The organism is Duganella rhizosphaerae (assembly GCF_040364205.1).
Lineage (GTDB): Bacteria > Pseudomonadota > Gammaproteobacteria > Burkholderiales > Burkholderiaceae_D > Rugamonas > Rugamonas rhizosphaerae.
Genome location: NZ_BPWK01000023.1, coordinates 23,130 through 47,380 on the forward strand (window position 1 = coordinate 23,130; position 24,251 = coordinate 47,380).

Consider the following 24,251-nt stretch of genomic DNA (forward strand, 5'->3'; position numbering starts at 1 on the left):
CGCGGAAAAAATGGGCAACAAAGTCAAGAGCATCGGCCTGATCGGCCTGGGTATGGTGGCTGGTGTCGCCGTCTCCTTGCAGTTTTCCGCCATCGCGCAAAAGGTCACCGGTTCGCCGCTGCCGCTCGAAGAGCTGCGCCAGTTGTCCGACGTGTTCGGCCTGATCAAGACCGACTACGTCGAAAACGTCGACGACAAGAAGCTGCTCACCGAAGCCATCTCCGGCATGGTGTCGTCGCTCGATCCGCACTCGGTCTACCTCGATAAGAAAGCCTTCCGCGAAATGCGCGAGACCGTGGCCGGCAAATTCGTCGGTATCGGCGTCGAAGTCGGCATGGAAGACGGCTACATCAAAGTCGTCTCGCCGATCGAGGATTCGCCCGCCTTCAAGGCCGGCATCAAGACCGGCGACCTGATCACCCGCATCGACGGCACGCCGATCAAGGGCATGTCGCTGGACGAAAGCGTCAAGAAGATGCGCGGCGAGCCACATTCCAAGGTCACCGTCACCATCAGCCGCAAGGACGAGGACAAGCCCATCATCCTGACCATCGCGCGCGAGGAGATCCGCGTGCAGAGCGTCAAGGCCAAGATCATCGAGCCGGGTTACGCCTGGCTGCGCATCTCGCAGTTCCAGGAGCCCACCGTCGAGGACATGGCCAGGAAGATCACCGCCCTGTACGCGCAAGACCCGCACATCAAGGGCCTGGTGCTGGACCTGCGCAACGATCCGGGCGGCGTGGTGCCGGGCGCGATCGGCGTCTCGGCCGCCTTCCTGCCCAAGGATGCGGTGATCGTCTCGACCAACGGCCAGCTGCTCGACTCCAAGCAGACCTTCTACGGCCGCAGCGAGTTCTATTCGGCGCGCGCCAAGAACGATCCGCTGGCCAAGCTGCCGGCCGCGCTCAAGGACGTGCCGATGGTGGTGCTGGTGAACGCCGGTTCGGCCTCGGCCTCCGAGATCGTCGCCGGCGCGCTGCAGGACTACAAGCGCGCCACCATCATGGGCACGCAGACTTTCGGCAAGGGCTCGGTGCAGACGCTGCGCCAGCTGACCGCCGACACCGCCGTCAAGCTGACCACGGCGCGCTACTACACGCCGCACAACCGCTCGATCCAGGCGCGCGGCATCGTGCCGGACCTGATGGTCGATGAAACCGCCGACGGCGACGGCTTGAACAGCCTGCGCGTGCGCGAAGCCGACCTGACCAAGCACCTGAACAACGACAAGGACCCGGACGGCGACGGCGCCGCCAAGAAAGCCCTGAGCGCGCAGCGCGACGAGCTGGAAGAGGGCCAGGGCGCGATCGCGCAGGCGAAGAAAGCCAAGCCGGTGGAATTCGGCTCCAAGGACGACTTCCAGCTGGCGCAGGCGATCAACCATTTCAAGGGCTTGCCGGTCAAGCTGTCGAAAGTGGAGGCGGCGCCCGCCGCCGGCGGCGAAGTCGGCGAGATCAAGTCGGACAGCAAGGCCGACAAGACCGACATCAAGCCAGCCGCCAAACCGGCCGTCAAGCCGGAATCCAAGCCCAAGGCCAGCGAAAAAAAGCCGGCCTTGAAACAACCCGTAACTCCATAAACGACGGGCGCGCCGCCGCTCCGAGACCATGAACGACTCGCAACTGCTGCGCTATTCGCGCCACATCCTGCTCGACGAAATCGGCATCGAAGGCCAGCAAAAGCTGCTGGCCGCGCATGCGCTGGTGATCGGCGCCGGCGGCCTCGGTTCGCCGGCCGCCATGTACCTGGCCTCGGCCGGCGTCGGCCACATCACGCTGGTCGACAACGACACCGTCGACCTCACCAACCTGCAGCGCCAGATCGCCCACACCACGGAGCGGGTCGGCCAGTCCAAGGCCGAATCGGCGCGCATCACGCTGGCGCAGATCAATCCAGAAATCACCGTCACCGCGCTCAATGAACGCGTCGACGACGCCCGCCTGGCCGGGCTGGTGGCGCAGGCCGACGTGGTGCTCGACTGCACCGACAACTTCGCCACCCGCCACGCCGTCAACCGCGCCTGCGTCGCGCTGGACAAGCCGCTGGTGTCGGGCGCGGTGATACGCTTCGACGGCCAGGTCAGCGTGTTCGATCCGCGCGGCGGCGCGCAGCCCTGCTACTCCTGCCTGTTCCCGCAGGACCAGCAGTTTGAAGATGTGGCCTGTTCCACCATGGGCGTGTTCGCGCCGCTGGTGGGCGTGGTGGGCGCCATGCAGGCGGCGGAAGCGCTCAAGCTGCTGATGGGCGTGGGCGTCTCGCTGGCGGGGCGCCTGTTGATGTTGGACGGTCTGCACATGGAGTGGACCAGCATAGGTGTGGGGCGCAACGGCGATTGCCCGGTCTGCGCAAAAAAATAATACTAACCGAAGGAGACTTACCTTGTTGATGAAACGACTCGCTGTATTGCCGCTGGCGTTGGCCGCGGCGTTCGCCGCACAGGCAGCCACCAGCACCAAGTACCTGATCATCTCGGAAAGCGGCAAGCAAATCGGCGAACAAGCCGTCGAGCACCAGGACGACGGCCTGACCAAGGTACGTTTCATCTTCAAGAACAACGGCCGCGGCCCGGAACTGGCGGAGCAATTCCGCATGGGCGCCGACGGCGTGATGACCGAGTACAGCGTCAAGGGCAACTCCACCTTCGGCGCGGTGGTCGACGAGCGCTTCGAGCGCAAGGGCGACCAGGCCGAGTGGAAGTCCACCTCGGAGCAGGGCAAGAAGGCCGTCAGCGGCCCGGCCGGCTACCTGCCGCTGAACGGCTCCTTCGAAACCGTCTCGGCCTACATCACCGCGCTGGACGCCGCGCCCGGACATAAAATGGCGCTGCTGCCATCGGGCACGCTGTCGCAGACCGTGCTCGATACGCTGGAAGTGAACAGCGACAGCGGCCAGAAACAAACCGTGCAGCTGCTGGCGCAGACCGGCGTCGGCCTGTCGCCGTCGTTCTACTGGGCCACCAGCGGTACCAAGCCACGCCTGTTCGGCGTGATCATCCCCGGCTTCGCCAACATGCTGGAAGAGGGCTGGCAGGGCGCCGCGCCAGCGCTGGCCGCGCGCCAGAAGCAGGCCGAGAGCAAGATGCTGGAAGACCTGGCCGCCAAGCTGCAGCATCCGCTGACCGGCCTGACCCTGGTGCGCAACGCCCGCGTGTTCGACAGCGACAAAGCCACCGTCGGCGCGCCGTCCGACATCTACGTGCTGCGCGGCCGCATCACAGCCGTGCTGCCGGCCGGCTCGCCGGTGCGTGGCGCCGACAACACCATCGACGCCGGCGGCCGCATCGTGCTGCCCGGCCTGTTCGATATGCACGGCCACGTCGACCGCTGGTCCGGCGCGCTCAACATGTCCACCGGCGTGACCAGCGTGCGCGACATGGGCAACGACAACAAGCAGCTGCAGGCGATGCTGGACGAAACCGCCGCCGGCAAGCTGCTGGCGCCGCAGGTGGTGCCGGCCGGCTTCCTGGAAGGGGAGAGCCCGTTCAGCGCCATGAACGGTTTCACCATCAAGGACCTGCCGGGCGCGAAGGATGCGATCGACTGGTACGCGGAGCACGGCTACCCGCAGCTGAAGATCTACAACTCCTTCCCGAAAGCCATCCTGAAGGACACCGTGGCCTACGCCCACAGCCGCGGCATGCGCGTGTCCGGCCACATCCCGGCCGGCCTGCGCGCGCAGGAGGCGCTGGACGCCGGCTACGACGAGATCCAGCACATCAACCAGGTGCTGCTGAACTTCCTGGTCAAGCCGGACACCGAAACCCGCAACCTGAACCGCTTCCTGCTGCCGGCCGAAAAAGTCGCCGGCATGGACTTCAACACCAAGCCGTTCAAGGACTTCGTCGCCGGCCTGGTGAAGAAGCAGATTTCGATCGACCCGACGCTGTCGGCGTTCGCCTTCATCCAGCAGAAGGACGGCGACGTCAACGAGCCGTACCGCGCCTTCGCCGCCAACATGCCGCCGGACGTGGCGCGCGGCTTCGCCGTCGGCGCCATGAAGATCGAAGGTGCCGATACGCTCAAGCGCTATCAGCAGTCCTACGCCAAGATGGTGGAATTCGTCGGCATCATGTACAAGGCCGGCGTGCCCATCGTCGCCGGCACCGACGACATTCCCGGCTTCACGCTGCATTCGGAGCTGGCGCTGCTGGTCAAGGCCGGCCTGACGCCGGCCCAGGCCCTGCAGGTGGCCACCCGCAACGGCGCCCGCTACACCCGCACCATCAACGACCGCGGCAGCATCGCCGCCGGCAAGCTGGCCGACCTGGTGCTGGTGGACGGCGATCCGACCAAGGATATCGCCGACGTCCGCAAGGTGGCGGCGGTGATCACGCGCGGCTATGTGATCTACCCGCAGGAGATCGACACCGCGCTGGGCATCGCGCCGTTCGCCAAGGATGGGCCGCAGGCTGCGAGAACCGCAGCCGCCGTGGCGGACATTAACGGCGGCGGCAACGACGGCGCGCTGCGCCGCATCGACGCCACCGCCCGTCAACATGATTGAGTAAAACGCGGTAAAACCGGGCGCGCAGGCGTCCGGTCGGGCCCCGGGTTAAGCTCCATTTAAGCCTCCCGGCGCAAAACTCGTTTTAGGGTGCCGCTGGCGCCGATTCAGCCTTATACTCTGCAATCATTTTAATTTGTCATCGAATATGAAAAAACTCTCCCTGCCCCGTCGTGCCGCCTCGCGCGGCTTTACGCTGATCGAAATCATGGTGGTGGTGGTCATCATGGGCGTGCTGGCGGCGCTGGTCGTGCCCAAGCTGCTGAGCCGCACCGGCGAGTCCAAAGTGGCCGCCGCCAAGGTCGATATCGCCACCGTCATGCAGGCGCTCAAGCTGTACAAGCTCGATAACCAGCGCTATCCGACCACCGAGCAAGGCCTGCAGGCGCTGCTGACCAAGCCGACCGCCGGCCCGTCCGCCAACGGCTGGAAAGCCGGCGGCTACCTGGAAAAAATGCCGAAAGACCCGTGGGGCAACCCATACCAGTTCCTGTCGCCGGGCATCAAGGGCGAGGTCGACGTGTTCTCCTACGGCGCCGACGGCGCGCCGGGCGGCACCGGCGACGATGCCGACATCGGCTCCTGGGATAACTGATCGCAGGGGGAGCACGGCTTATGCGCGCCGCCCGCCAGCGTGGTTTCACGCTGATCGAACTGCTGGTGGTGATGGTCATCCTGGGCGTCACGCTGGGACTGGTGTCGCTCAACGCGCTGCCGGGCCAGAAGCAGTCGCTGCGTGAAGACGCGCAGCGCGTGGCGCTGCTGCTGCAACTGGCGCGCGACGAGGCCATCGTGCGCAATCGCCAGATCGCCTTCGAGGCGGGGGCGGACGGCTACCGCTTCCTGATCCGCAACGACAAGCAATGGGACGTGGCGGTGCAGGACGACCTGCTGCGCGAGCGCGAATTCAAGCACGCCCCGATTACGCTGATGCTCGATCCGCCTCCCAACGTCGCCGACGCCAACCTGCGCATCGTCTTCGGCCGCGAGCCGGTCGACAAACCCTTCGTGCTGACCCTCAGCGCCGGCGATGCCAGCATCGCCATCCGCGCCGACGGCATCGGCCATTTCACGGTGGACTAGATGCGCCTTCATCGACAACGCGGCTTTACCCTGCTGGAAGTGCTGGTGGCGCTGGTGATCGTCGGCACCGCGCTGGGCGCTTCGCTGCGCGCGGTCGGCAGCTTGACGCAAAACAGCGACGGCCTGCGCGGCGCGATGATGGCCACCTGGTCGGCCGAGAACCGGCTGGTGCAGCTGCGCCTGACGCGCCAGTTCCCGGCGGTCGGCAAGCAAACCTTCGAATGCCCGCAGGGCGACATGAAGCTGATGTGCCAGGAGGAAGTGATCGCCAGCCCGAACCCGCGCTTCCGCCGGGTCGAGGTCAGCGTCTACGACCAGGCCGCGCCGGACCGGCGCATCATCAAGCTGGTCCAACTGGTATTGAACCAATGACGCCGCCACTGCGCCGCGCACGCGGCTTCACGCTGATCGAACTGCTGGTGGCGATTTCGATCCTCGCCATCGTCGCGGTGCTGGGCTGGCGCGGGCTGGACGGCATCATCCGCTCGCGCAGCGCGCTGACCGCGCAGATGGAGCAGACGCGCGGCCTGCAACTGGCCTTCGCCCAGCTGCAAAGCGATTGCGCCAATCTGGCGCCGCAGTCGCTGATCGGCACGCGCACCATCCTGAGCGCGGAAGACGGCCGCATCACGCTGGTGCGCCTGGTGCTGGCCGAGAACGAGGCCACGCGGGTCGAGGTGGTGTCCTACCGCGTGCGCGACGGCATGCTGACGCGGCGCGAATCGGCCGGCACGCGCGACCTGGCGCAGCTGGACGCGCTATGGCAGGCGGCCAACAGCGACGCCGATCCGGCCGCCAGCGTGGCGCTGAAATCTGGCGTGCAGCGCATGGCGATGCGCTTCTGGAGCACGCAGGGCTGGGTGCAGGCGGCGGGCGTGATGCCGGCGCCGGCCAACGGTGCGCCGACCGGCATGGAGGTGTCGATGGTGCTGGATGGCCAGGAAGTGCCGATGACCAAATCCTTCCTGCTGGGGGCGCTGTGAAGCTGCGGCGCCAGCGCGGCGTGGCCGTCATCACGGCGTTGTTGCTGACGACGCTGGCGGTGACCATCGTCGCCAGCCTGTTCTGGCAGCAGCAGGTGCAGGTGCGTTCGATGGAGAACCAGCGCCTGCAACTGCAAACGCGCTGGATCGTGCGCGGCGCGCTGGATCTGAGCCGGCTGGTGCTGTACCAGGATTTCCTGGATTCGCAATTGGTCACGCAGGCGGGCGGCATCTGGGCCACGCCGCTGGAAGAAACGCGGCTGGACGATTACATCGAGCGCGAACGCGCCGAGGCGGAAAATTTCAACGCCACCCTTTCCGGCAAGATGATTGATGCGCAGTCGCGTTACAATCTTGCTAATTTGGCCCAGAATCGTCAGCCGCAGCGCGATCAACAGGATGTGTTCGCGCGGCTGCTGACCAATCTGAAGCTCGACCCGTCGCTGGCGCAGGCAGTGGCCACCCAGGTGGCAAGCGCGCAGACGGCGACGCCGCAGCTGGGGCAGCAAGGAGGCGGTACGGGTGCCGGAACCGGAGCAGGTACGGGAACAGGTGCAGGCGCAGGTGCAGGTGCAGGTACATCGGGCCAGCAGTCGCCCCAGGCCACCGGCCCGCAGCCGATCGATCTGTTGCGGGTGGAGGATTTGCTGGCGGTGAGCGGCTTTACGCCGCAGACGATCGAGCGCTTGCGCGACTTCGTCATCATCCTGCCGGCGCGGAACACTGATTTGAACGTCAACACCGTGTCGGCCGAACTGCTGTCGGCGATGTACGAGCAGCTGTCGCTGTCGGAGGCAGCGGCCATGGTGAATGCGCGGCAACGCAGCTATTATCGCGACAAGCAAAACTTCGATGCAGTGTCGCAGGTGGCAGGCAAGAAACCCAAGGTGCCGTACGACGTCAAGAGCAGCTACTTCCTGGCCTACAGCCGGGTGAGGCTGGACCGGGCGGCGCTGGATACGCAGTCGCTGATGCAGCGGGCGCCGAACGGCATCACGACAGTGCTATGGATACGGGAAAACTAGAACAGCTATGAACGACAGCGTGAACGAAAGCGAGACCCTTTGACTACACTACTTATCCGCTATCCGGCCAAGGCCAGCGTCGACAGCGGCGCGGCCCAGACCTGCCCGTTCGCGCTGGTGGGCGATGGCGGCAATCTGCTGCAACAGGGCGCTTCGCCGCTGGGCAACCTGTCGGACCTGGTGAAATCGGCGCGCCGCGTGGTGCTGCTGCTGGCCGCCACCGACGTCACGCTGCTGCGCGTGGTGGCGCCCCCCCTGTCCGCCGCGCGCCTGAAGGCCGCGCTGCCGGCGCTGGTGGAAGAACAGGTGCTGGGCGATCCGGCCGACTGCGTGCTGGCGGCCGGCGCCGCCGACGCCGAGGGCGGCCGCACGGTGGCCGTGGTCCAGCGCAGCTGGATCGAAGTGCTGGTCAAGGCGCTGATGGCGCAGGGCGCGCACCACATCTCGGTGCTGCCGGCGCAACTGTGCCTGCCGTTCCAGCCGGGTTCCGTCTCGGCCGCGCTGAGCACCGGCGACGCCGGTTTCGAACTGATACTGCGCCAGTCGCAAACCATGGGCCTGGGCCTGACCTTGCCGGCGCAGCCGCAAGCCGCGCTGCAAACGCTGCGCGCGATGGCGGGCGACGAGCCGGTCACGCTGTACCTGTCGCCGCAGCAGATGACGCAGTTCGCGCCGCTGGTGGCCAACGTCGAAGCCGGCCACGATATTGGCCACGGGATTACGCTGCTGGAAGACCACTGGGCGCACTGGGTGGCCGCCTCCCGCTCGGCGGGGCTGGACCTGGCGCCGGCGCTGGGCGCCAGCGGCGCCTCCGCGCGCCAATGGCAGCGCTGGCGCTGGCCGCTGCGCATCGCCGCGCTGGCGCTGCTGGTCAACGTGGTGGGCCTGAACGTCGAATGGCTGCGCCTCAAGCGCGAGGCCGACGCCGTCAGCCTGGCGATGCTGCAAACCTTCAAGGCCGCCTATCCGAAAGAGCTGGTGATACTCGACCCGGCCGCGCAGATGCGCAAGAACATCGCGCTGGCCAAGGCCGACGGCGGCCAGCCGGCCGCCGATGAATTCACCGCGCTGAGCGCCGCCCTCGGCGAAGCGCTGGGCGTGTTGCCGCGCAAGGACATCATCGCCACGCTGGAATACCGCGAGCACGCGCTGCAAATGAAAGTGAAGCCGAACACCGTCGATACCGGCACGCTGGCGCAGCTGCGCTCCGCGCTGGCGGCGCGCAAGCTGGACCTGTCGGAAGACCGTCCGGGCACCTGGCAAATACGTCCGCTGAGCGGCATGGGCGGAGGAAAATCATGAGCAAGCTGACATTGACGATACAAGAGTACCGCGGCCGCGCCTCGGCCTTCTGGAGCGAACGCACCGAGCAGGAACGCAAATTCCTCGGCATCGGCGGCGCCGTGCTGGGCCTGGCGGTGTTTTATTCGCTGCTGATCGCGCCGGCGCTGGACGGCGGCGCCAAGCTGCGCAAGTCGCTGCCGGAACTGCGCCAGCAGGCCGCCGAACTGCAGGCGTTGGCGCTGGAAGCGGCCGCCCTGCGCGGCCAGAACACCATCGCCCCGGCGCCGATGACGCGCGAGATGCTCAACGCCGGCCTGACAGCGCGCGGCCTGGTGACGCAATCGGTGTCCGTCACCGGCGAATATGCCAAGGTGCAGATGAACGGCGTGTCCTTCCCCGGCCTGATGGCCTGGCTGGACGCGATCCGCACCGAAAGCCGCATCGCCGTCTCGGAAGCGAACATCAGCGCGCAGGACACCGCCGGCATGGTCAACGCCACGCTGACGCTGCGCCAGAACGCGGGCGGCCGATGATGCAAAAAGGTTGTCCATGAAGCGCGCCGTGCTATGGTTGCTGACGATCGCGCTGAGCGTGGCGGCGACGCTGGCGGTGTTCTTTCCGGCCGCCTGGCTGGGCTCCCTGGTGGAGTCGCGCACGGCAGGCCGTTTGACGCTGGGGGACGCGCAGGGTACGCTGTGGCGCGGTTCGGCCTTTATCGGCGGCGCGGCCGGCGGCAACAGCCCGGTCACGCCGCTGCTGCCGGGCCGTTTCAGCTGGAAGATTTCGCCGCTGGCGCTGGTCGGCATGGTCGACCTGCAACTGGAAAACAGCGAGGCGCTGGCGCAGCCGCTGACCTTCAAGGGCAGCTGGTCGCACTGGCAGCTCAGTCCATCGGCGTTGCTGCTGCCGGCCGAGGGCCTGGCCGGGCTGGGCGCGCCGCTCAACACCGTGGCGCCCAGCGGCACCATGCGGCTGTCGTGGACCGCGCTGGAGCTGGCGCTGGCCGACCGCCAAGTGTCGATCAACGGCCGCACCACGCTGGAGATGACGGACATGGCTTCGCGGCTGTCGTCGGTGCGGCCGCTGGGCAGCTACGCGCTGGCGCTGGACTGGCACGGGCAGTCGGCGGGATTGACGCTCAATTCCGTCAAGGGGCCGCTGCTGCTGAGCGGTTCCGGCAACCTGAATAACGGCCGCCTGCAGTTTTCCGGGCAGGCCGAGGCAGCAAAAGGATTTGAAGAGCAGCTGGCCAATCTGTTGAATTTGCTGGGCCAGCGCAAACCGAATAGTGAGCGCAACATCATCGCTTTAGAGTTCCACTAAGTTCAGATAAAAGTTCAGACAATGAAAAAACAGTCCGTGAGCAAATCCAACCTTCCCGCGCTGCGCCGCCTGAGCGCGGGTGCGATGCTGTGCTGTGCGACCAGCGTCGTGCCGGTCGTGACGCCGTTGCTGGCGCTGCTGCCGCTGGCCGCGCACGCCGCGGCCGACGACGCCGCGCTGAACTTTGTCGGTGCCGACATCGAGTCGGTGATCAAGGCGGTGGGCCACTACACCAACATCACCTTCGTGATCGACCCGCGCGTCAAGGGCACGCTGACGGTGGTGTCGGAAAAACCGGTCACCAAATCGCAGGCCTTCGGCTTGCTCACTTCCGCGCTGCGCCTGCAAGGCTATGCGGTGGTCAGCGGCGACGGCTACGCCAAGGTGGTGCCGGAGGCGGACGCCAAGCTGCAGGCGGGTCCGACCCAGATCGGCGCCGGCCAGGCCACGGCCAAGGGCGACCAGGTGGTCAGCCAGATCTTCCATCTGAACTACGAGTCGGCGGCCAACGTGGTGACGGTGCTGCGTCCGCTGATCTCGCCGAACAACACCATCAACGCCAATCCGGGCAATAACACCGTGGTCGTCACCGACTACGCCGACAACGTCAAGCGCCTGGCCAAGATCGTCGCCGCGCTGGACGCGCCGGCCGTCGCCGACCTCGATGTGATCCCGGTGCGCTACGCCATCGCCAGCGACCTGGCGGCCATGGTCAACAAACTGATGGACAGCGGCGCCGGCGCCGGCGACGCGGGCAAGGTCAGCGTGCTGGCCGATCCGCGCACCAATTCGCTGATCCTGCGCGCGCCGTCGGCGGCCCGCTCCAACCTGGCCAAGTCGTTGATCGCCAAGCTCGATCAGCCGACCCAGGAACTGGGCAACGTCCACGTGGTCTACCTGAAGAACGCCGAAGCGGCCAAGCTGGCGCAGACCTTGCGCTCGGTGGTGTCGGGCGACACCTCGGCGGCCAACGCCACCGGCGTCGGCGGCACCGGCCAGACCGGCCAAGGCCAGGGCCAGGGTGGCCTGGGCGGACAAAGCAGCAATACCGGCGGCGGCATGGGCGGCGGCGGCAGCACCAGCAGCGGCCCGTCCAATCCACTGCTGACCGGCTCCGGCCAGCAGCAACAACAGGGCGGCGGCACGGCCGGCTACATCCAGGCCGATTCCACCACCAACACCCTGATCATCACCGCGCCGGAATCCGTGTACCGCAACCTGCGCGCCGTGATCGACCAGCTGGACGTGCGCCGCGCGCAGGTCTACATCGAATCGCTGATCGTCGAAGTCTCGTCCGACAAGGCGTCCGAGTTCGGCGTGCAGTGGGTGGGCGCGACCGGCAACGAGAACAGCACCTACCGCGTCGGCGGCCTGCAGTCGTATTCGAGCGGCGGCAACAACATCGGCAACTTGGCCACTTCGCTGCTCGGCAAGGGCACCAGCACCACCAGCACCACCTCGGCGCTGCCGGGCGCCGGCCTGACCATCGGCGTGTTCAAGCAGGTCGCCGGCGGCCTTGGCCTGGGCGCGCTGGCGCGCTCGCTGGAATCGGACGGCAACGCCAACGTGCTGTCGACGCCTAACATGATCACGCTCGACAACGAACTGGCCACCATCTCGGTCGGTCAGAACGTGCCTATCCTGACCGGCCAGTTCACCACCACCTCCGGCACCAACAACAATCCGTTCCAGACCATCGACCGCAAGGAAGTGGGCCTGACGCTGAAGGTGCGTCCGCAGATTTCCGAAGGCGGCACGGTCAAGCTGGCGATTTACCACGAGACCTCCAGCGTCGACAAGACCACGCTGACGGCGGCCGCCGGCATCACCATCAACAAGCGCGTGATCGAGAACAACGTCATCGCCGACGACGGCCAGATCATCGTGCTGGGCGGCCTGATCGAGGACACCGAAGGCGACGGCGTCGACAAGGTGCGCGGCCTGGGCGACATTCCGGTGCTGGGCAATCTGTTCAAGTTCCAGACCCGCACCCGCAAGAAGACCAACCTGATGGTGTTCCTGCGCCCCGTGGTGATCCGCAACAAGGAGCAGAGCACCTCGCTGGCCACCGACCGCTACGACTACATGCGCGGCCAGCAGGAAGCGATCCAGCCGCCGGAGAGCATCCTGGTCAAAGATCTGGGCCAGCCCATGCTGCCCGCGCTGAAAGACGGTGCGCCGCTGGGCGGCACCTTGGTGCGTCCGCTGCCTTCCGCGCCGACACCGGTGCGCGAACCGGGCGCCGGCGAACCAACCAAGCAGAAGTAATATGAGCAATCTCCTACCCTACGCTTTCGCCCGCGATTTCGTGGTGCTGGCGCAGCAGAGCGACGAAGCCGAACACACGGTGGACGTGCTGGTCTGCGGCGCCACCGCGCCGGCGGCCATCGCCGAAGTGTCGCGCCGTTTCGGCCGCGTCCAGCTCAAAAGCATGCCGCGCGCCGACCTGGAAATCGCCATCGCCGCGGCCTACGCCAGCTCGGGCGGCAACGCCTCGATGGTGGCCGAGGAATTCGACGCCGACCTCGATCTGACCAAGCTGCTGCAGGACGTGCCGGCCATCGAAGACCTGCTGGAATCGTCCGACGACGCACCGGTGATCCGCATGATCAACGCGCTGTTGACGCAGGCGCTGCGCGACAGCGCCTCCGACATCCACATCGAGCCGTTCGAGCAGACCTCGGTGGTGCGCTTCCGCGTCGACGGTTCGCTGCGCGACGTGGTTCGTCCGCGCAAGGCCATCCACGGTTCGCTGATCTCGCGCATCAAGATCATGGCGCAGCTGGACATCGCCGAGAAGCGCCTGCCGCAGGACGGCCGCATCACGCTGCGCATCGGCGGCAAGCCGGTCGACGTGCGCGTGTCGACGCTGCCGACCGGCCACGGCGAACGCGCGGTGCTGCGTTTGCTGGACAAGGAAGCCGGCCGTCTGGACCTGAACCACCTGGGCATGAGCGAGACCATGCTGCCGGAGTTCGACGCGCTGATCAACCAGCCGCACGGCATCGTGCTGGTGACCGGGCCTACCGGCTCGGGCAAGACCACCACCTTGTACGCCGCGCTGTCGCTGCTGAACGCGGCCACCACCAACATCATGACGGTGGAAGACCCGATCGAGTACGACTTGAACGGCGTCGGCCAGACCCAGGTCAACCCGCGCATCGACATGACCTTCGCCAAGGCGCTGCGCGCCATCCTGCGCCAGGATCCGGACGTGATCATGATCGGCGAGATCCGCGACCTGGAAACCGCGCAGATCGCGGTGCAGGCTTCGCTGACCGGCCACCTGGTGCTGGCGACCTTGCACACCAACGACGCCGCCGCGGCGGTCACGCGCTTGCTGGACATGGGCATCGAACCGTTCCTGCTGTCGTCGTCGCTGCTGGGCGTGCTGGCGCAGCGGCTGGTGCGCAAACTGTGCGGCAGCTGCAAGACCTTCGACGGCAAGCAGTGGCACGCGGTCGGCTGCGAGCATTGCGGCCACACCGGCTACCAGGGCCGGGTCGGCGTGTACGAATTCCTGCAGACGACGGAGCAGATCCGCGCGCAGATCCACAACCGCGCTTCCGAGGCCGAGGTCAAGGCGGCGGCGGTGGCGGGCGGCATGCAGACCATGCGCGAGGACGGCGAGCGTTGGCTGGCCGCCGGCGTGACCACGCAGGCCGAACTGCTGCGCGTGACCAAAGACTAGGCGACCGAAGATGCCCGCATTCCGTTATGAAGCCGTCGACGCCGGCGGCGCCACCAAGAAGGGCGTGCTCAATGCCGACAGCGCGCGTTCGGCCCGTTCCGAGCTGCGCACGCAAGGCCTGGTGCCGCTGAAGGTGGACGCCATCGCCGCGCAGGTCGACGCCGCCGGCGTGACCAAGAGCCGCGGCTTCGGCGAGCGCTTGTCCGCCACCGAGCTGGCGCTGTTCACGCGCCAGCTGGCCAGCCTGCTGGAAGCGGGGCTGCCGCTGGAGCAGGCCTTCACCGCCCTGCTGGAGCAGGCCGAGCGTCCCTACATGCGCGACCTGATCGCCTCGATCCGTTCCGAAGTGATCGGCGGCGCCGCGCTGTCCGACGTGCTGGGACGGCACCCGCGCGACTTCGCCGAGATCTACCGCGCGCTGGTCGCCTCCGGCGAGCAGATCGGCCAGCTGTCGCGCGTGCTGTCGCGCCTTGCCGACTACATCGAGCGCCGCAATGCGCTGATCCAGAAGGTCAAGCTGGCCTTCACCTATCCGGCCATCGTGACGGTGGTGGCGTTCTCCATCGTGATCTTCCTGCTGACCTACGTGGTGCCGCAGATCGTCTCGGTGTTCGCCAACACCAAGCAGAAGCTGCCGATCCTGACCGTCATCATGCTGGCGGTGTCGGACTTCGTGCGCAACTACGGCATCGTGGTGGCGATCCTGCTGGTGGGCGCCTGGTTCATGTGGCGCCGGGCCCTGCAGAATCCCGCGCTGAAGCGGCGCTGGCACACCTGGCTGCTGACCGCGCCGCTGTACGGCAAGTTCGAGCGCAGCCTGAACACGGCGCGTTTCGCCAGCACGCTGGCGATCACCACCGGTTCCGGCGTGCCCATCCTGCGCGCACTGGAGACCAGCCGCGATACGCTGTCCAACGTCGCCATGCAGGAGCTGGTGGACGAGGCCAGCGACGCGGTGCGCGAGGGCGTCAGCCTGGCGCGCTCGCTGTCGGCGCAAAAGCATTTTCCGCCGATGCTGATCCACATGATACGGGCCGGCGAAATCACCGGCGAGCTGCCGGCCATGCTGGACCGGGCCGCCGCCGCCCAGGAGTCCGACCTGGAGCGCCGCACGCTGACCATCGCCGGCCTGCTGGAACCGGCGCTGATCCTGGCGATGGGCGTGGTGGTGCTGCTGATCGTGCTGGCGGTCCTGATGCCTATCATCGAAATTAATCAGCTGGTACGCTGAGGAAGCAAAGAGAACCATGAAGCGTTTGCCATTATTCGTTACCGTCCTTGCCGTGGTGCTGTTGTCGGCGTCGCTGGCCTACTGGGGCCTGCAATTGTTCAAGCCGCAGCAGCGCGCGATCGCCGCGCCGCCGCAGCAGTTCGCCGCGCCCTTGAATATCGAGGCGGCCAAGGGCCTGTTCGGCGGCCAGATCACGGTCGCCGCGGTCAGCAACTACCAGCTCAAGGGCGTGATCGCCGCGCGCAACGGCGGCAGCGACAGCGCCGCCATCATCGTGGTCGACGGCCAGCAGCCGATGGCGCTGGGCGTGGGCCGCGAGGTGGTGCCCGGCGTGACGGTGAAGGAAGTCCATCCGAAATACGTGATGCTGTCCGAAGGCGGCGCCCTCAAGCGCGTGGAGCTGGCCACCGATGCCGGCGCCGCTGCCGCCGGCGGTCCGCCGCCGTCGCTGCTGCCCGGCGCGGGCCAGCCACCGTTGCCGCCGATCGCGCCGCCGACACCGCAAGCGCCGCCGCAACAGCAACCGCCGCAGCCGCAGCCGCAGCCGCAGCCACCGCCGCGCTCCAGCGTGTCCGGCACCACGATCGCCCCCGTTCCCGGTTTCGACCGCACACAATAGGCCATGCCCATGGTGATATCCCGTACCCTGGCCGCAGCTTTTTGCTGCGGCTTTTTCTTGGCGGCCGCCATCGGTGCGCCTGCCGCCGCGCAAACCGCGACCGGCGCCACCTCGGTCGCTGCCGACGCCTCCATCAAGCCGCGGCCGAAAGTCGCGCTGGTGCTGTCCGGCGGCGGCGCGCGCGGCTTCGCCCATATCGGCGTGCTGCGCGCCTTGCAGGAATTGCGCGTGCCGGTGGACTTCGTGGTCGGCACCAGCATGGGCAGCGTGGTCGGCGGCGCCTACGCGGCCGGCAGCTCGGTCGAGCAGCTGGAGCAGTTGGTGCGCCGCACCGACTGGAATGCCGTGGTGGCCGACCGTCCGCCGCGCGACGAGCTGGTGTACCGCCGTCGCGAGGAAGACCTGCTGCTGCCGTCGCGCATCGAGTTCGGCGCCAAGCTGGATGGGGTCTCGCTGCCGCCGGCCGCCGCCGGCAACGAGGCGCTGGAACTGGCGCTGACCCGCGTGCTGCCGCATGGCGCGCGCGACAAGCCGGTCAACCTGCTGCAACTGCCATTCCGCTCGGTCGCCTCCGACCTGGTGACGGGCGAGCTGGTGGAGCTGAACGACACGCCGCTGTTCCTGGCGATGCGCGCTTCGCTGGCGGTGCCGGGCGTGTTCGCGCCGGTGCGCGTCAACCAGCGGCTGCTGGTCGATGGTGGCCTGGTGCGCAACCTGCCGGTGGACGTGGCGCGCGACATGGGCGCCGACATCATCATCGCCGTCAACGTCGGCACGCCGCTGGCGCAGGAAAAGGAATTGATCAGCGCGGTCAGCGTGGCGCAGCAGATGCTGCAAATCCTGACCGAGCAGAACGTCCAGCGCTCGCTCAAGGAGCTGCGTCCCGATGACATCCTGCTGGCGCCGGACCTGGGCGGCATCGGCTTCCTCGATTTTGCCCGCCACGACCGCGCCATGAAGGCCGGCGAGGCGGCGGTGCGGTCCATGAGCGCGCAGCTGGTCAAGCTGTCCCTGCCGGAGGCGCAGTACGCCTCGTATGAACTCAAGCGCCTGTCGGCGCCGGTGGGCATCGACCAGCCGGTGCGGCTGACCAAGCTGGAGGTGGCGCCGAGCGGCCGCATCAATCCGAAGGTGCTGGAAGTACAGTCCGGCTTGCAGGTGGGGCAGATGGTCACCAGCGAACAGGCGCAGGCGGCCGGCAACCAGCTGTTCGGGCGCGGCGACCTGGCGCGGGTGGAAACCGAAATCCACGACGACAAGGACGGCCGCAGCGTACTGATCAAGCCGACCGAGGCCGACTGGGCGCGCAGCCGCCTGCGCGTGGGCCTGGAGCTGACCAGCGATTTCTCCGAGAATAATGCCTTCGAGCTGAAGGTGATGCATGTGCTGTCGTCGCTGAACGACTGGGGCGCCGAGCTGCGCACCATCGGCCGGGTCGGCACCGAGCGCGCGCTGGGCGTGCAGTTCTGGCAGCCGCTGGGCGCGGGATCGCAATGGTATGTGGCGCCGGAGTTGCATTACAACTCGTCGGCTATCGATCTCTTCAACCCGAGCGGTTTCCGCCAGGCGCGCTATGCCTACAACAACCAGGGCGGCGGCTTGTCGCTGGGGCGCCAGCTGGGCCATTGGGGCGATGTCCGCTACAGCGTGACGCGCGAGAAGCAGGTGTATCACCAGAGCATACCGGAAGAGCTCACCGAGAGCAGCGATATACAGACCGTGCAGCAGCTGTCCTTCAGTGTCGACAGCCTCGATACGGTGGCCTTCCCGACGCGCGGCACGCTGTTCGCGCTGGGCTGGCAGCGCCTGATGCACAGCCGCGCCACCGGCGCCGTGCCGACCAACCAGTCCGTGCAGGGCTTGCAGGCCTTCCACGTGGACCGCTGGGCCGGCCATGTGTATGCGGAGTGGTCGCGCAGCCAGGGCGGCGCCTCGTCGAACAACCTGGGCGGCTTCCTGCGCCTGTCCGGCTCGACGCCGCAGTCCATCGTCGGCGACCGCACCTTGCTGGGACGGGTGGTGATGGCGCGCAGCATAGGCGCGATGCCGGCCGCGCTGGGCGGCGATGTGCGGCTGGGCTTTTCGCTGGAGGCGGGCGGCGCCTATAGCCCGACCAGTCCGCTGCGCTGGGGTTCGCTGCACCAGGCCGCCAGCGGCTTCTTCGCGGTCGATACGCGTTTCGGCCCGCTGTACCTGGGCGCCGGCACCACCAAGGGCGGCAACTCCAGCGCCTACCTGTTCCTCGGTCCTATCTGGTAGCCAGTTGTGGTTGACGGCGCGCGCCGCAGCGCGGTGAAGGCGGCGAATTCCCACGAGCGGAAGCCGACCAGCAGGGTGAAGCCGTCGCGCTCCTGCGGCGCCAGCTTGCGGTCGCCCTGGTGCAGCCGCGCCAGGTCGCCGGCCAGCTGCTGGATGCGGCCCACCAGTTCCTCGGCGCTGGGCAGCGACAGCCGCGCCGGCAGGCACAGCAGGGTTTCGCCGGCGCCGTCGAAGCTGCCGCTGAAGTAATCGGCCACCGCGTGCTCGCGGAAGAATTGCTGCACCGGCCCGTCCGGCAGCCAGCGGAAGGCGTTCGACACGCGCAGGCGGTAGCGGTTGAGCGGCTTCAGTTCGATCACCCCCAGCCGGTCCAGCTCGGCCAGCAGCAGGATGCATTCGGGTTCGGTCAGGTTGTAGGTTTCCAGCACCTGCTCCAGCGTCCAGTGGCCCAGGCAGCAGATCGCCATCAGCAGCAGGTGCGGCTGCGCCAGCAGCGACTTTTCCTGCGTCAGCGTCAGCGCGTCCGCCTGCGGCGTGGCGTCGGCCGCGCCGCGCAGCACGTCCTCCATCGCCACCCCCGCCGCCTTGCAGATTTGCGCCAGCCGCGACAGCGACATGTCCTGCTGGCCGAACATGCGCTTGACGCTGGACTCGCTCATGGCGATCCGTTCGGCCAGCATTTTGTAGGTGACGCCGGCGGCCCGCATCTGGGTCCGCAACACTTGCAGCAGCAATTCCGGTGAGCTCATACCCTGCCTTGGTAAAAAAACAAAAGGTATCGTAACACGGTACTCGCCGGCGTGAAAAGCGGGGCTTGGAATAATCGGGTGGTACATCGCGCGGAAGTGGGGGACACTGCGGCACGCTGTCCCTCGCAGCAGGGATGGCACCGGATAACCCGAGAGCGGACGCCACTACCGGCGTCCGCTAACGGTTATTTTTCCTCCGGGTCCGGCTTCAGGCTGATCTTCGCCAGCAGGCGCTTGGCGGCCTGGCGGTCGGTCGACACCGGCTTGGCGTGCGGACCGGCGCCACCGGCGCGCGCCTTGGCCGCCAGCGCCACCGGATTGCGCGGCGGCTTCTGCGACGGCTCGACCCGTATCGTCATCTTCTGCCGCGTGGACAGCGCCTTGTTGGCCATGATCCCGGCTCCTTAGCGAAACAATTAAAGCACGTAGCGCGACAGGTCTTCGTTGACCGCCAGCGCGTCGAGCCGCGCGTTGACGTAGGCCGCATCGATGGTGATGAGCTTGCCGCTGTCGTCGCTGGCCGTGAAGGACAGTTCTTCCAGCAGCTTTTCCATCACCGTGTACAGCCGGCGCGCGCCGATGTTCTCGGTGCGCTCGTTGACCGAGTAGGCGATTTCCGCCAGCCGCGTGATGCCTTCCGGCGCGAACTCGATGGTGACGTTCTCGGTGGCCAGCAGCGCCTCGTACTGCTTGGTCAGGCAGGCGTCGGTGCTGGTCAGGATGCGTTCGAAATCGGCGATCGACAGCGACTCCAGCTCGACCCGGATCGGGAAGCGGCCCTGCAGTTCGGGGATCAGGTCGGACGGCTTGGCCAGGTGGAAGGCGCCCGAGGCGATGAACAGGATGTGGTCGGTCTTGATCATGCCGTACTTGGTGTTGACGGTCGTGCCCTCGACCAGCGGCAGCAGGTCGCGCTGCACGCCGGCGCGCGAGACGTCGGCGCCGCCCACTTCCGAGCGCGAGGCGATCTTGTCGATCTCGTCGAGGAACACGATGCCGTTCTGCTCGACGTTCTGGATGGCCTTCTGCTTCATCTCGTCGTCGTTGACCAGCTTGGCGGCTTCCTCGTCGATCAGCACCTTCATCGCTTCCTTGATCTTGACCTTGCGCGCCTTCTTGCGGCTGCCGCCGATGCCGGAGAACATGGACTTGATCTGCTCGGTCATTTCCTCCATGCCGGGCGGCGCCATGATCTCCATCTGCGGGCCGTTCTCGGCCAGCTCGATCTCGATTTCCTTGTCGTCCAGCTCGCCCTGGCGCAGGCGCTTGCGGAAGGTCTGGCGGGTGCTGTCGCCTTCCTTGCCTTCCTTCGGCGTATCCGACGGCGTGGCCTGGTGGAAGCCGAAGTCGCGCGCCGGCGGCAGCAGGATGTCGAGCACGCGGTCTTCGGCCGCGTCCTCGGCGCGGGTGCGCACCTTGGCCATCTCGGCCGAACGGGTCTGCTTGACGCCGATGTCGATCAGGTCGCGGATGATGGTGTCGACGTCGCGGCCGACATAGCCGACCTCGGTGAACTTGGTGGCTTCGATCTTGATGAAGGGCGCGTCGGCCAGCTTGGCCAGGCGGCGCGCGATCTCGGTCTTGCCGACGCCGGTCGGGCCTATCATCAGGATGTTTTTCGGCGTGATCTCGTGGCGCAGCGGTTCCTCGACCTGCTGGCGGCGCCAGCGGTTGCGCAGCGCGATGGCCACCGCCTTCTTGGCGTTGCCCTGGCCGACCACATGTTTGTCGAGCTCGCCGACGATTTCCTTCGGGGTCATGTTCATGCTGGGTCCAGTGTCTCGATGATGTGGTTCAGATTGGTGTAGATGCACAATTCGCCGGCGATGGTCAGTGACTTTTTGACGACTTCCGACGGCGACAGTTCCGTATTTTCCACCAGCGCCTTGGCCGCCGATTGCGCGTAGGTGCCGCCGGAGCCGATGGCGCCGATGCCGTCTTCAGGCTCGAGCACGTCGCCGTTGCCGGTGATCACCAAGGTCGATTCACTGTCGGCCACCAGCAGCATCGCTTCCAGGCGGCGCAGCACGCGGTCGGTGCGCCAGTCCTTGGCCAGCTCGACCGAGGCGCGCAGCAGATTGCCCTGGTGTTTTTCCAGCTTGCCTTCAAAGCGGTCGAGCAGGGTGAAGGCGTCGGCGGTGCCGCCGGCGAAGCCGACCAGCACCTTGCCCTGGTAGACCTTGCGCACCTTGCGGGCCGTGCCCTTCATGACGATGTTGCCCAGCGTGACCTGGCCGTCGCCGCCCAGCGCGACTTGCTTGCCGCGACGTACGCACAGGATGGTGGTGCCGTGAAATTGTTCCATAGTTACCTCAAAGTAATGACGCAGACTGCTTCAAGACTGAAAAATGGGGCTGGATATCGCAATTGCAAGCGCTTCACCCCGCACTGCGCTGCACCGGGGTCAGACCCCGTATGGGGTCTGACCCCTTGCTTGTGGGGTACTAATATTTGTGCGGGTAGATCCTGGCGATGTCGGCATAGCCCAGCAGGCGCAGCAGCGCCGTCACCAGGTGGTTGACGTCGCGGAATTCGATCTTCTTGCCCAACTGGGCCAGGCTGGCGTGCAGCTGGTTGGCGCAGGCGTAGTCGATGCGCGTCAGGCGCGAGCAGTCGAACACCAGGGTCTGGTATTGATCGGCATAGTGCTGGATCTGGCCGAGTAAAGGGCCGAGCTGGCCTTCCAGCAGCGGCGGCAGCATGAAGCGGTCCGGCGACGCGGACACGTGCTGGGCCGCGGCTGTCGCTGTGGCCACCTTGTGCGGCGCCGTGAACGACGGCGGCGACACTTCGAAGGTGACGCAGTAGTCCATGCCGATTTCCTCGAACTGTTTTTCGCGGTTCAGCAGTTGCAGCAGCTCCAGCAGCAGCAGCCACGGCGCCTCGGTGTCGTCGCGGCGGCCGATGGCGATGCCGGAGCGTATCAGCGCGGCCAGGCCGTCGGCGCCCACCAGGATCAGCTCGCGCTGCTGGGCTTGCAGCTTGCGCAGCGTGTCCAGCAGCAGCGCGCAGCCGGCCGCCTCGACCGCCGTCACGCGGGAAAATTCCAGCCGCAGCACCGGGCTGTTGGCGGCCGACTGGCGCAGCCGCTCCAGCTGGGCGTCGATGTGCTGGTCGAGCACGCCGGCGAAGGCTTCGGTCGGCGTCAGGCCGGCAAAGTCGGGCGAGGACGCGGCCAGCGCGGCCGGCGCGTTCCACGGCGGCGGCGAGGTCTCGAAGGTGCTGGCGTAGTCGATCGACAGGTTGTCGAAGCGGTCGCGCTGGCCGCTGACCTGGTACAGGTCGAACAGCATCCACCAGACGGTGCGGTCGCCGGCGGCGTCGGCCAGGCTGGCGTTGAGCAGCTGCTCGGCCACGGCGCCCTGGCCGTTGGCGTACAGGATGGCGATCTCTTCCACCACCGGGGCGGTCTCGGCGGCCACGGCCAGTTGCGGCAGGTCGTCGTCGCGCAGCAGCAGGGTGGTGGGGATGTCGGCCAATGCTTGCGTGTCGGGGCCGCCGTCGGCGTGGGCGGCGGCCTTGGGCCTGGCCGGGCGGGTGGCGCGCTGGCTGCCCCAGGCCGGCTCCGGCTCGTTGAAAATGTCGAAGGTCATCGCCGATTCGATGGCGTCGATCTTCATCGCAGTGGCGCGGGCGATCTCGCGCTGGCGCGCCTGCTGCTGCAGGCGTTCGGCTTCGCTGTTGGCGGCCAGCCGCGCCGCCTCGTCATCGTCGTTGCTCGATTGCGGGGCGGGTGCGTCGGTCTTCTTGAAGATGGAGAACAGTCCCACGCTGATCCTCGTGTTTGCCGTAAAAAAAAGCACGCGGCTGCGTGCTTTTTTTAAAGACCCAGCGAATTAATCGCCGTACAGTTTCTGCTTCAGTTCGCGGCGCTGCTGGGCTTCCAGCGACAGCGTGGCGGTCGGACGGGCGATCAGGCGTGGAATGCCGATCGGTTCGCCGGTTTCTTCGCACCAGCCGTAGTCGCCGCCGTCGATGGTGACGATCGATTGCTGGACCTTTTTCAGCAGCTTGCGCTCGCGGTCGCGGGTGCGCAGTTCCAGCGCGTGTTCTTCTTCGATGGTGGCGCGGTCGGCCGGGTCCGGCACCAGCACGGTTTCGCGCAGGTGTTCGGTGGTTTCGCCGGCGTTCTTCAACAATTCTTTTTCAAGCGCTTGCAGCTTGGCTTTGAAGAAGGCCAATTGCGCCGGATTCATATAATCCTTTTCATCCATCTTCAGAATTTCTTCTTCGGTCAGGATGCGGTCGGCGGCGGCGGGGGTCGATTTATTAGTTTTGGTGGTCATAACTTCGCTTACCTTCGATACGACAGAGTTTTCAATTAATCAGCCCGGAGTTTGTGGCTATTCAGCCATCCCCACAAAACCCGGATAGTTTATACCAGACATTGTTCTAAACCGCTAATAAAGATATCTTTCGGCAGATTTTTACCGATAAATACCATTTTGCTGCCTCGAACGTCGTTTTCTCCCCATTTGGCGCCCAGGTCGCTGCCCATGATCTGGTGCACGCCCTGGAACACTACTTTACGATCGGCGTCTTTCATGAACAATACGCCTTTGTAGCGCAGCATGCGAGGACCGTAGACATTTACCAGGCCGCCAAGGAACTCGTCGAGCTTGGCGGTGTCGAACGGGCGTGTACTTTTGAACACAAACGCCGCGATATCGTCGCTGTGGTGGGCATGGTGGTGGTTGTGGCCGTGTTCCTCGTGGTGGTGGCCGTGGTCGTGGCCGTGATGATGGCCGCAGTGTTCGTCATGCACGTGGTCGTCGTCGTGGGCCTGGTCGGTTTCCAGGAAGTCCGGGTCCAGTTCCAGCTTGTCGTTCAGGTTGAAGCCCTTCAGGTCCAGCACCTCGGACAGCGGGGCGCGGCCGAAATCGGCCGTGCTGATCGGCGCGCGCGGATTGATGCGCTTGAGGCGGGCGGTCAGCGTGGCCACCTCCTCGGCGCTGGCCAGGTCGGTCTTGGACAGCAGCAGCTTGTCGGCGAAACCGACCTGGCGCTGGGCTTCCTCGTGCTGGTCCAGCTGGTCCATCGCGTGGCGGGCGTCCACCACGGTGACCACGGCGTCCAGCATGTAGTGAGCGCCCACTTCCTCGTCGACGAAGAAGGTCTGCGCCACCGGGCCGGGATTGGCGAGGCCGGTGGTCTCGATGACGACGCGGTCGAAATGCAGTTCGCCGGCTTCGCGCTTCTGCGCCAGCCCGCTCAGGGCGACGATCAGGTCGCCACGCACGGTGCAGCAGATGCAGCCGTTGTTCATTTCCACGATCTGTTCGCCGCTGTCCTGCACCAGGATCTCGTTGTCGATGTTTTCCTGCCCAAACTCGTTTTCGATGACGGCGATGCGCATGCCGTGCTGTTCCTGCAGGATGCGGTTCAGCAGGGTGGTCTTGCCGGCGCCGAGGAAGCCGGTGAGGATGGTGGTCGGTATCAGTGCCATGGTGCTTACCAGTCTGGTCTAGGAGGAAACCCTAGATGGGGATCAAATGCGGAAA

At 66.5% G+C, this 24,251-nt stretch carries 23 protein-coding genes; 16 read left to right on the forward strand and 7 right to left on the reverse strand.

What is annotated here, in order from left to right; translation table 11 throughout:
• The first annotated feature begins 10 nt into the window (after positions 1 to 10).
• From RUGAMON1_RS30625 to RUGAMON1_RS30700, 16 genes are all read left to right on the forward strand, one after another.
• Positions 11 to 1,579, forward strand: coding sequence for a S41 family peptidase (locus RUGAMON1_RS30625; protein ID WP_445234053.1), 1,569 nt, complete (start codon positions 11 to 13; stop codon positions 1,577 to 1,579).
• A gap of 28 nt (positions 1,580 to 1,607) precedes the next feature.
• Positions 1,608 to 2,357 (forward strand): HesA/MoeB/ThiF family protein, encoded by a 750-nt coding sequence (locus RUGAMON1_RS30630; RefSeq protein WP_445234054.1) that lies wholly within the window; start codon positions 1,608 to 1,610, stop codon positions 2,355 to 2,357.
• 28 nt (positions 2,358 to 2,385) lie between these two features.
• Positions 2,386 to 4,503 (forward strand): amidohydrolase family protein, encoded by a 2,118-nt coding sequence (locus tag RUGAMON1_RS30635; RefSeq protein ID WP_445234055.1) that lies wholly within the window; start codon positions 2,386 to 2,388, stop codon positions 4,501 to 4,503.
• A gap of 148 nt (positions 4,504 to 4,651) precedes the next feature.
• On the forward strand, positions 4,652 to 5,098 hold the full coding sequence (gspG, locus tag RUGAMON1_RS30640; RefSeq protein ID WP_445234056.1) for a type II secretion system major pseudopilin GspG: 447 nt from the start codon (positions 4,652 to 4,654) through the stop codon (positions 5,096 to 5,098).
• A 20-nt stretch (positions 5,099 to 5,118) separates the two neighbouring features.
• The gene (locus tag RUGAMON1_RS30645; protein WP_445234057.1) at positions 5,119 to 5,586 is read left to right on the forward strand and encodes a GspH/FimT family pseudopilin; all 468 of its coding nucleotides are present in this window, start codon (positions 5,119 to 5,121) and stop codon (positions 5,584 to 5,586) included.
• Entirely contained in the window at positions 5,587 to 5,958 is a 372-nt protein-coding gene (gene gspI, locus RUGAMON1_RS30650) for a type II secretion system minor pseudopilin GspI (RefSeq protein WP_445234058.1), read from the forward strand.
• On the forward strand, positions 5,955 to 6,569 hold the full coding sequence (locus RUGAMON1_RS30655) for a PulJ/GspJ family protein (protein ID WP_445234059.1): 615 nt from the start codon (positions 5,955 to 5,957) through the stop codon (positions 6,567 to 6,569). The genes gspI and RUGAMON1_RS30655 overlap by 4 nt, the downstream gene beginning before the upstream one ends.
• Positions 6,566 to 7,594: a type II secretion system minor pseudopilin GspK gene (gspK, locus tag RUGAMON1_RS30660; protein ID WP_445234060.1), complete on the forward strand. Its 1,029-nt coding sequence runs from the start codon at positions 6,566 to 6,568 to the stop codon at positions 7,592 to 7,594. Before RUGAMON1_RS30655 ends, gspK begins: the two co-directional genes overlap by 4 nt.
• 39 nt (positions 7,595 to 7,633) lie before the next feature.
• Complete coding sequence (gspL, locus tag RUGAMON1_RS30665; RefSeq protein WP_445234061.1) at positions 7,634 to 8,896, forward strand: type II secretion system protein GspL; 1,263 nt, start codon at positions 7,634 to 7,636, stop codon at positions 8,894 to 8,896.
• Positions 8,893 to 9,411, forward strand: coding sequence for a type II secretion system protein M (locus RUGAMON1_RS30670; RefSeq protein ID WP_445234062.1), 519 nt, complete (start codon positions 8,893 to 8,895; stop codon positions 9,409 to 9,411). The genes gspL and RUGAMON1_RS30670 overlap by 4 nt, the downstream gene beginning before the upstream one ends.
• 16 nt (positions 9,412 to 9,427) lie before the next feature.
• Complete coding sequence (locus RUGAMON1_RS30675) at positions 9,428 to 10,201, forward strand: type II secretion system protein N (protein WP_445234063.1); 774 nt, start codon at positions 9,428 to 9,430, stop codon at positions 10,199 to 10,201.
• A 21-nt stretch (positions 10,202 to 10,222) separates the two neighbouring features.
• Positions 10,223 to 12,469, forward strand: coding sequence for a type II secretion system secretin GspD (gspD, locus tag RUGAMON1_RS30680; RefSeq protein WP_445234064.1), 2,247 nt, complete (start codon positions 10,223 to 10,225; stop codon positions 12,467 to 12,469).
• 1 nt (position 12,470) lies between these two features.
• On the forward strand, positions 12,471 to 13,892 hold the full coding sequence (gene gspE / locus RUGAMON1_RS30685; protein ID WP_445234065.1) for a type II secretion system ATPase GspE: 1,422 nt from the start codon (positions 12,471 to 12,473) through the stop codon (positions 13,890 to 13,892).
• Positions 13,893 to 13,902: 10 nt separating this feature from the next.
• Positions 13,903 to 15,123: a type II secretion system inner membrane protein GspF gene (gene gspF, locus RUGAMON1_RS30690; RefSeq protein WP_445234066.1), complete on the forward strand. Its 1,221-nt coding sequence runs from the start codon at positions 13,903 to 13,905 to the stop codon at positions 15,121 to 15,123.
• Between the two features lie 16 nt (positions 15,124 to 15,139).
• Entirely contained in the window at positions 15,140 to 15,742 is a 603-nt protein-coding gene (locus tag RUGAMON1_RS30695) for a type II secretion system protein N (RefSeq protein ID WP_445234067.1), read from the forward strand.
• A 9-nt stretch (positions 15,743 to 15,751) separates the two neighbouring features.
• On the forward strand, positions 15,752 to 18,001 hold the full coding sequence (locus tag RUGAMON1_RS30700; protein WP_445234068.1) for a patatin-like phospholipase family protein: 2,250 nt from the start codon (positions 15,752 to 15,754) through the stop codon (positions 17,999 to 18,001).
• Here RUGAMON1_RS30700 and RUGAMON1_RS30705 read toward each other — a convergent pair.
• From RUGAMON1_RS30705 to RUGAMON1_RS30735, 7 genes are all read right to left on the reverse strand, one after another.
• The gene (locus tag RUGAMON1_RS30705) at positions 17,974 to 18,750 is read right to left on the reverse strand and encodes a helix-turn-helix domain-containing protein (protein WP_445234069.1); all 777 of its coding nucleotides are present in this window, start codon (positions 18,748 to 18,750) and stop codon (positions 17,974 to 17,976) included. The genes RUGAMON1_RS30700 and RUGAMON1_RS30705 overlap by 28 nt on opposite strands.
• Before the next feature lie 185 nt (positions 18,751 to 18,935).
• On the reverse strand, positions 18,936 to 19,142 hold the full coding sequence (locus RUGAMON1_RS30710) for a hypothetical protein (RefSeq protein ID WP_445234070.1): 207 nt from the start codon (positions 19,140 to 19,142) through the stop codon (positions 18,936 to 18,938).
• A 24-nt stretch (positions 19,143 to 19,166) separates the two neighbouring features.
• Positions 19,167 to 20,516, reverse strand: a complete 1,350-nt coding sequence (gene hslU / locus RUGAMON1_RS30715) for an ATP-dependent protease ATPase subunit HslU (protein ID WP_445234071.1) — start codon at positions 20,514 to 20,516, stop codon at positions 19,167 to 19,169.
• Positions 20,513 to 21,055, reverse strand: coding sequence for an ATP-dependent protease subunit HslV (hslV, locus tag RUGAMON1_RS30720; RefSeq protein WP_445234072.1), 543 nt, complete (start codon positions 21,053 to 21,055; stop codon positions 20,513 to 20,515). The genes hslU and hslV overlap by 4 nt, the downstream gene beginning before the upstream one ends.
• Positions 21,056 to 21,194: 139 nt before the next feature.
• Positions 21,195 to 22,520: an STAS domain-containing protein gene (locus RUGAMON1_RS30725; protein WP_445234073.1), complete on the reverse strand. Its 1,326-nt coding sequence runs from the start codon at positions 22,518 to 22,520 to the stop codon at positions 21,195 to 21,197.
• A 66-nt stretch (positions 22,521 to 22,586) separates the two neighbouring features.
• Entirely contained in the window at positions 22,587 to 23,036 is a 450-nt protein-coding gene (gene dksA / locus RUGAMON1_RS30730) for an RNA polymerase-binding protein DksA (RefSeq protein ID WP_217943515.1), read from the reverse strand.
• A gap of 89 nt (positions 23,037 to 23,125) precedes the next feature.
• Complete coding sequence (locus tag RUGAMON1_RS30735; RefSeq protein WP_445234074.1) at positions 23,126 to 24,196, reverse strand: CobW family GTP-binding protein; 1,071 nt, start codon at positions 24,194 to 24,196, stop codon at positions 23,126 to 23,128.
• Positions 24,197 to 24,251: the final 55 nt, after the last annotated feature.

Bases quoted from the DNA above. Each gene is read 5' to 3' on its own strand.
- RUGAMON1_RS30625 (WP_445234053.1), top strand. From the start codon at position 11: ATGGGCAACAAAGTCAAGAGCATCGGCCTGATCGGCCTGGGTATGGTG.
- RUGAMON1_RS30630 (WP_445234054.1), top strand. From the start codon at position 1,608: ATGAACGACTCGCAACTGCTGCGCTATTCGCGCCACATCCTGCTCGAC.
- RUGAMON1_RS30635 (WP_445234055.1), top strand. From the start codon at position 2,386: ATGAAACGACTCGCTGTATTGCCGCTGGCGTTGGCCGCGGCGTTCGCC.
- gspG (WP_445234056.1), top strand. From the start codon at position 4,652: ATGAAAAAACTCTCCCTGCCCCGTCGTGCCGCCTCGCGCGGCTTTACG.
- RUGAMON1_RS30645 (WP_445234057.1), top strand. From the start codon at position 5,119: ATGCGCGCCGCCCGCCAGCGTGGTTTCACGCTGATCGAACTGCTGGTG.
- gspI (WP_445234058.1), top strand. From the start codon at position 5,587: ATGCGCCTTCATCGACAACGCGGCTTTACCCTGCTGGAAGTGCTGGTG.
- RUGAMON1_RS30655 (WP_445234059.1), top strand. From the start codon at position 5,955: ATGACGCCGCCACTGCGCCGCGCACGCGGCTTCACGCTGATCGAACTG.
- RUGAMON1_RS30670 (WP_445234062.1), top strand. From the start codon at position 8,893: ATGAGCAAGCTGACATTGACGATACAAGAGTACCGCGGCCGCGCCTCG.
- RUGAMON1_RS30675 (WP_445234063.1), top strand. From the start codon at position 9,428: ATGAAGCGCGCCGTGCTATGGTTGCTGACGATCGCGCTGAGCGTGGCG.
- gspD (WP_445234064.1), top strand. From the start codon at position 10,223: ATGAAAAAACAGTCCGTGAGCAAATCCAACCTTCCCGCGCTGCGCCGC.
- gspE (WP_445234065.1), top strand. From the start codon at position 12,471: ATGAGCAATCTCCTACCCTACGCTTTCGCCCGCGATTTCGTGGTGCTG.
- gspF (WP_445234066.1), top strand. From the start codon at position 13,903: ATGCCCGCATTCCGTTATGAAGCCGTCGACGCCGGCGGCGCCACCAAG.
- RUGAMON1_RS30695 (WP_445234067.1), top strand. From the start codon at position 15,140: ATGAAGCGTTTGCCATTATTCGTTACCGTCCTTGCCGTGGTGCTGTTG.
- RUGAMON1_RS30700 (WP_445234068.1), top strand. From the start codon at position 15,752: ATGGTGATATCCCGTACCCTGGCCGCAGCTTTTTGCTGCGGCTTTTTC.
- RUGAMON1_RS30705 (WP_445234069.1), bottom strand. From the start codon at position 18,750: ATGAGCTCACCGGAATTGCTGCTGCAAGTGTTGCGGACCCAGATGCGG.
- RUGAMON1_RS30710 (WP_445234070.1), bottom strand. From the start codon at position 19,142: ATGGCCAACAAGGCGCTGTCCACGCGGCAGAAGATGACGATACGGGTC.
- hslU (WP_445234071.1), bottom strand. From the start codon at position 20,516: ATGAACATGACCCCGAAGGAAATCGTCGGCGAGCTCGACAAACATGTG.
- hslV (WP_445234072.1), bottom strand. From the start codon at position 21,055: ATGGAACAATTTCACGGCACCACCATCCTGTGCGTACGTCGCGGCAAG.
- dksA (WP_217943515.1), bottom strand. From the start codon at position 23,036: ATGACCACCAAAACTAATAAATCGACCCCCGCCGCCGCCGACCGCATC.
- RUGAMON1_RS30735 (WP_445234074.1), bottom strand. From the start codon at position 24,196: ATGGCACTGATACCGACCACCATCCTCACCGGCTTCCTCGGCGCCGGC.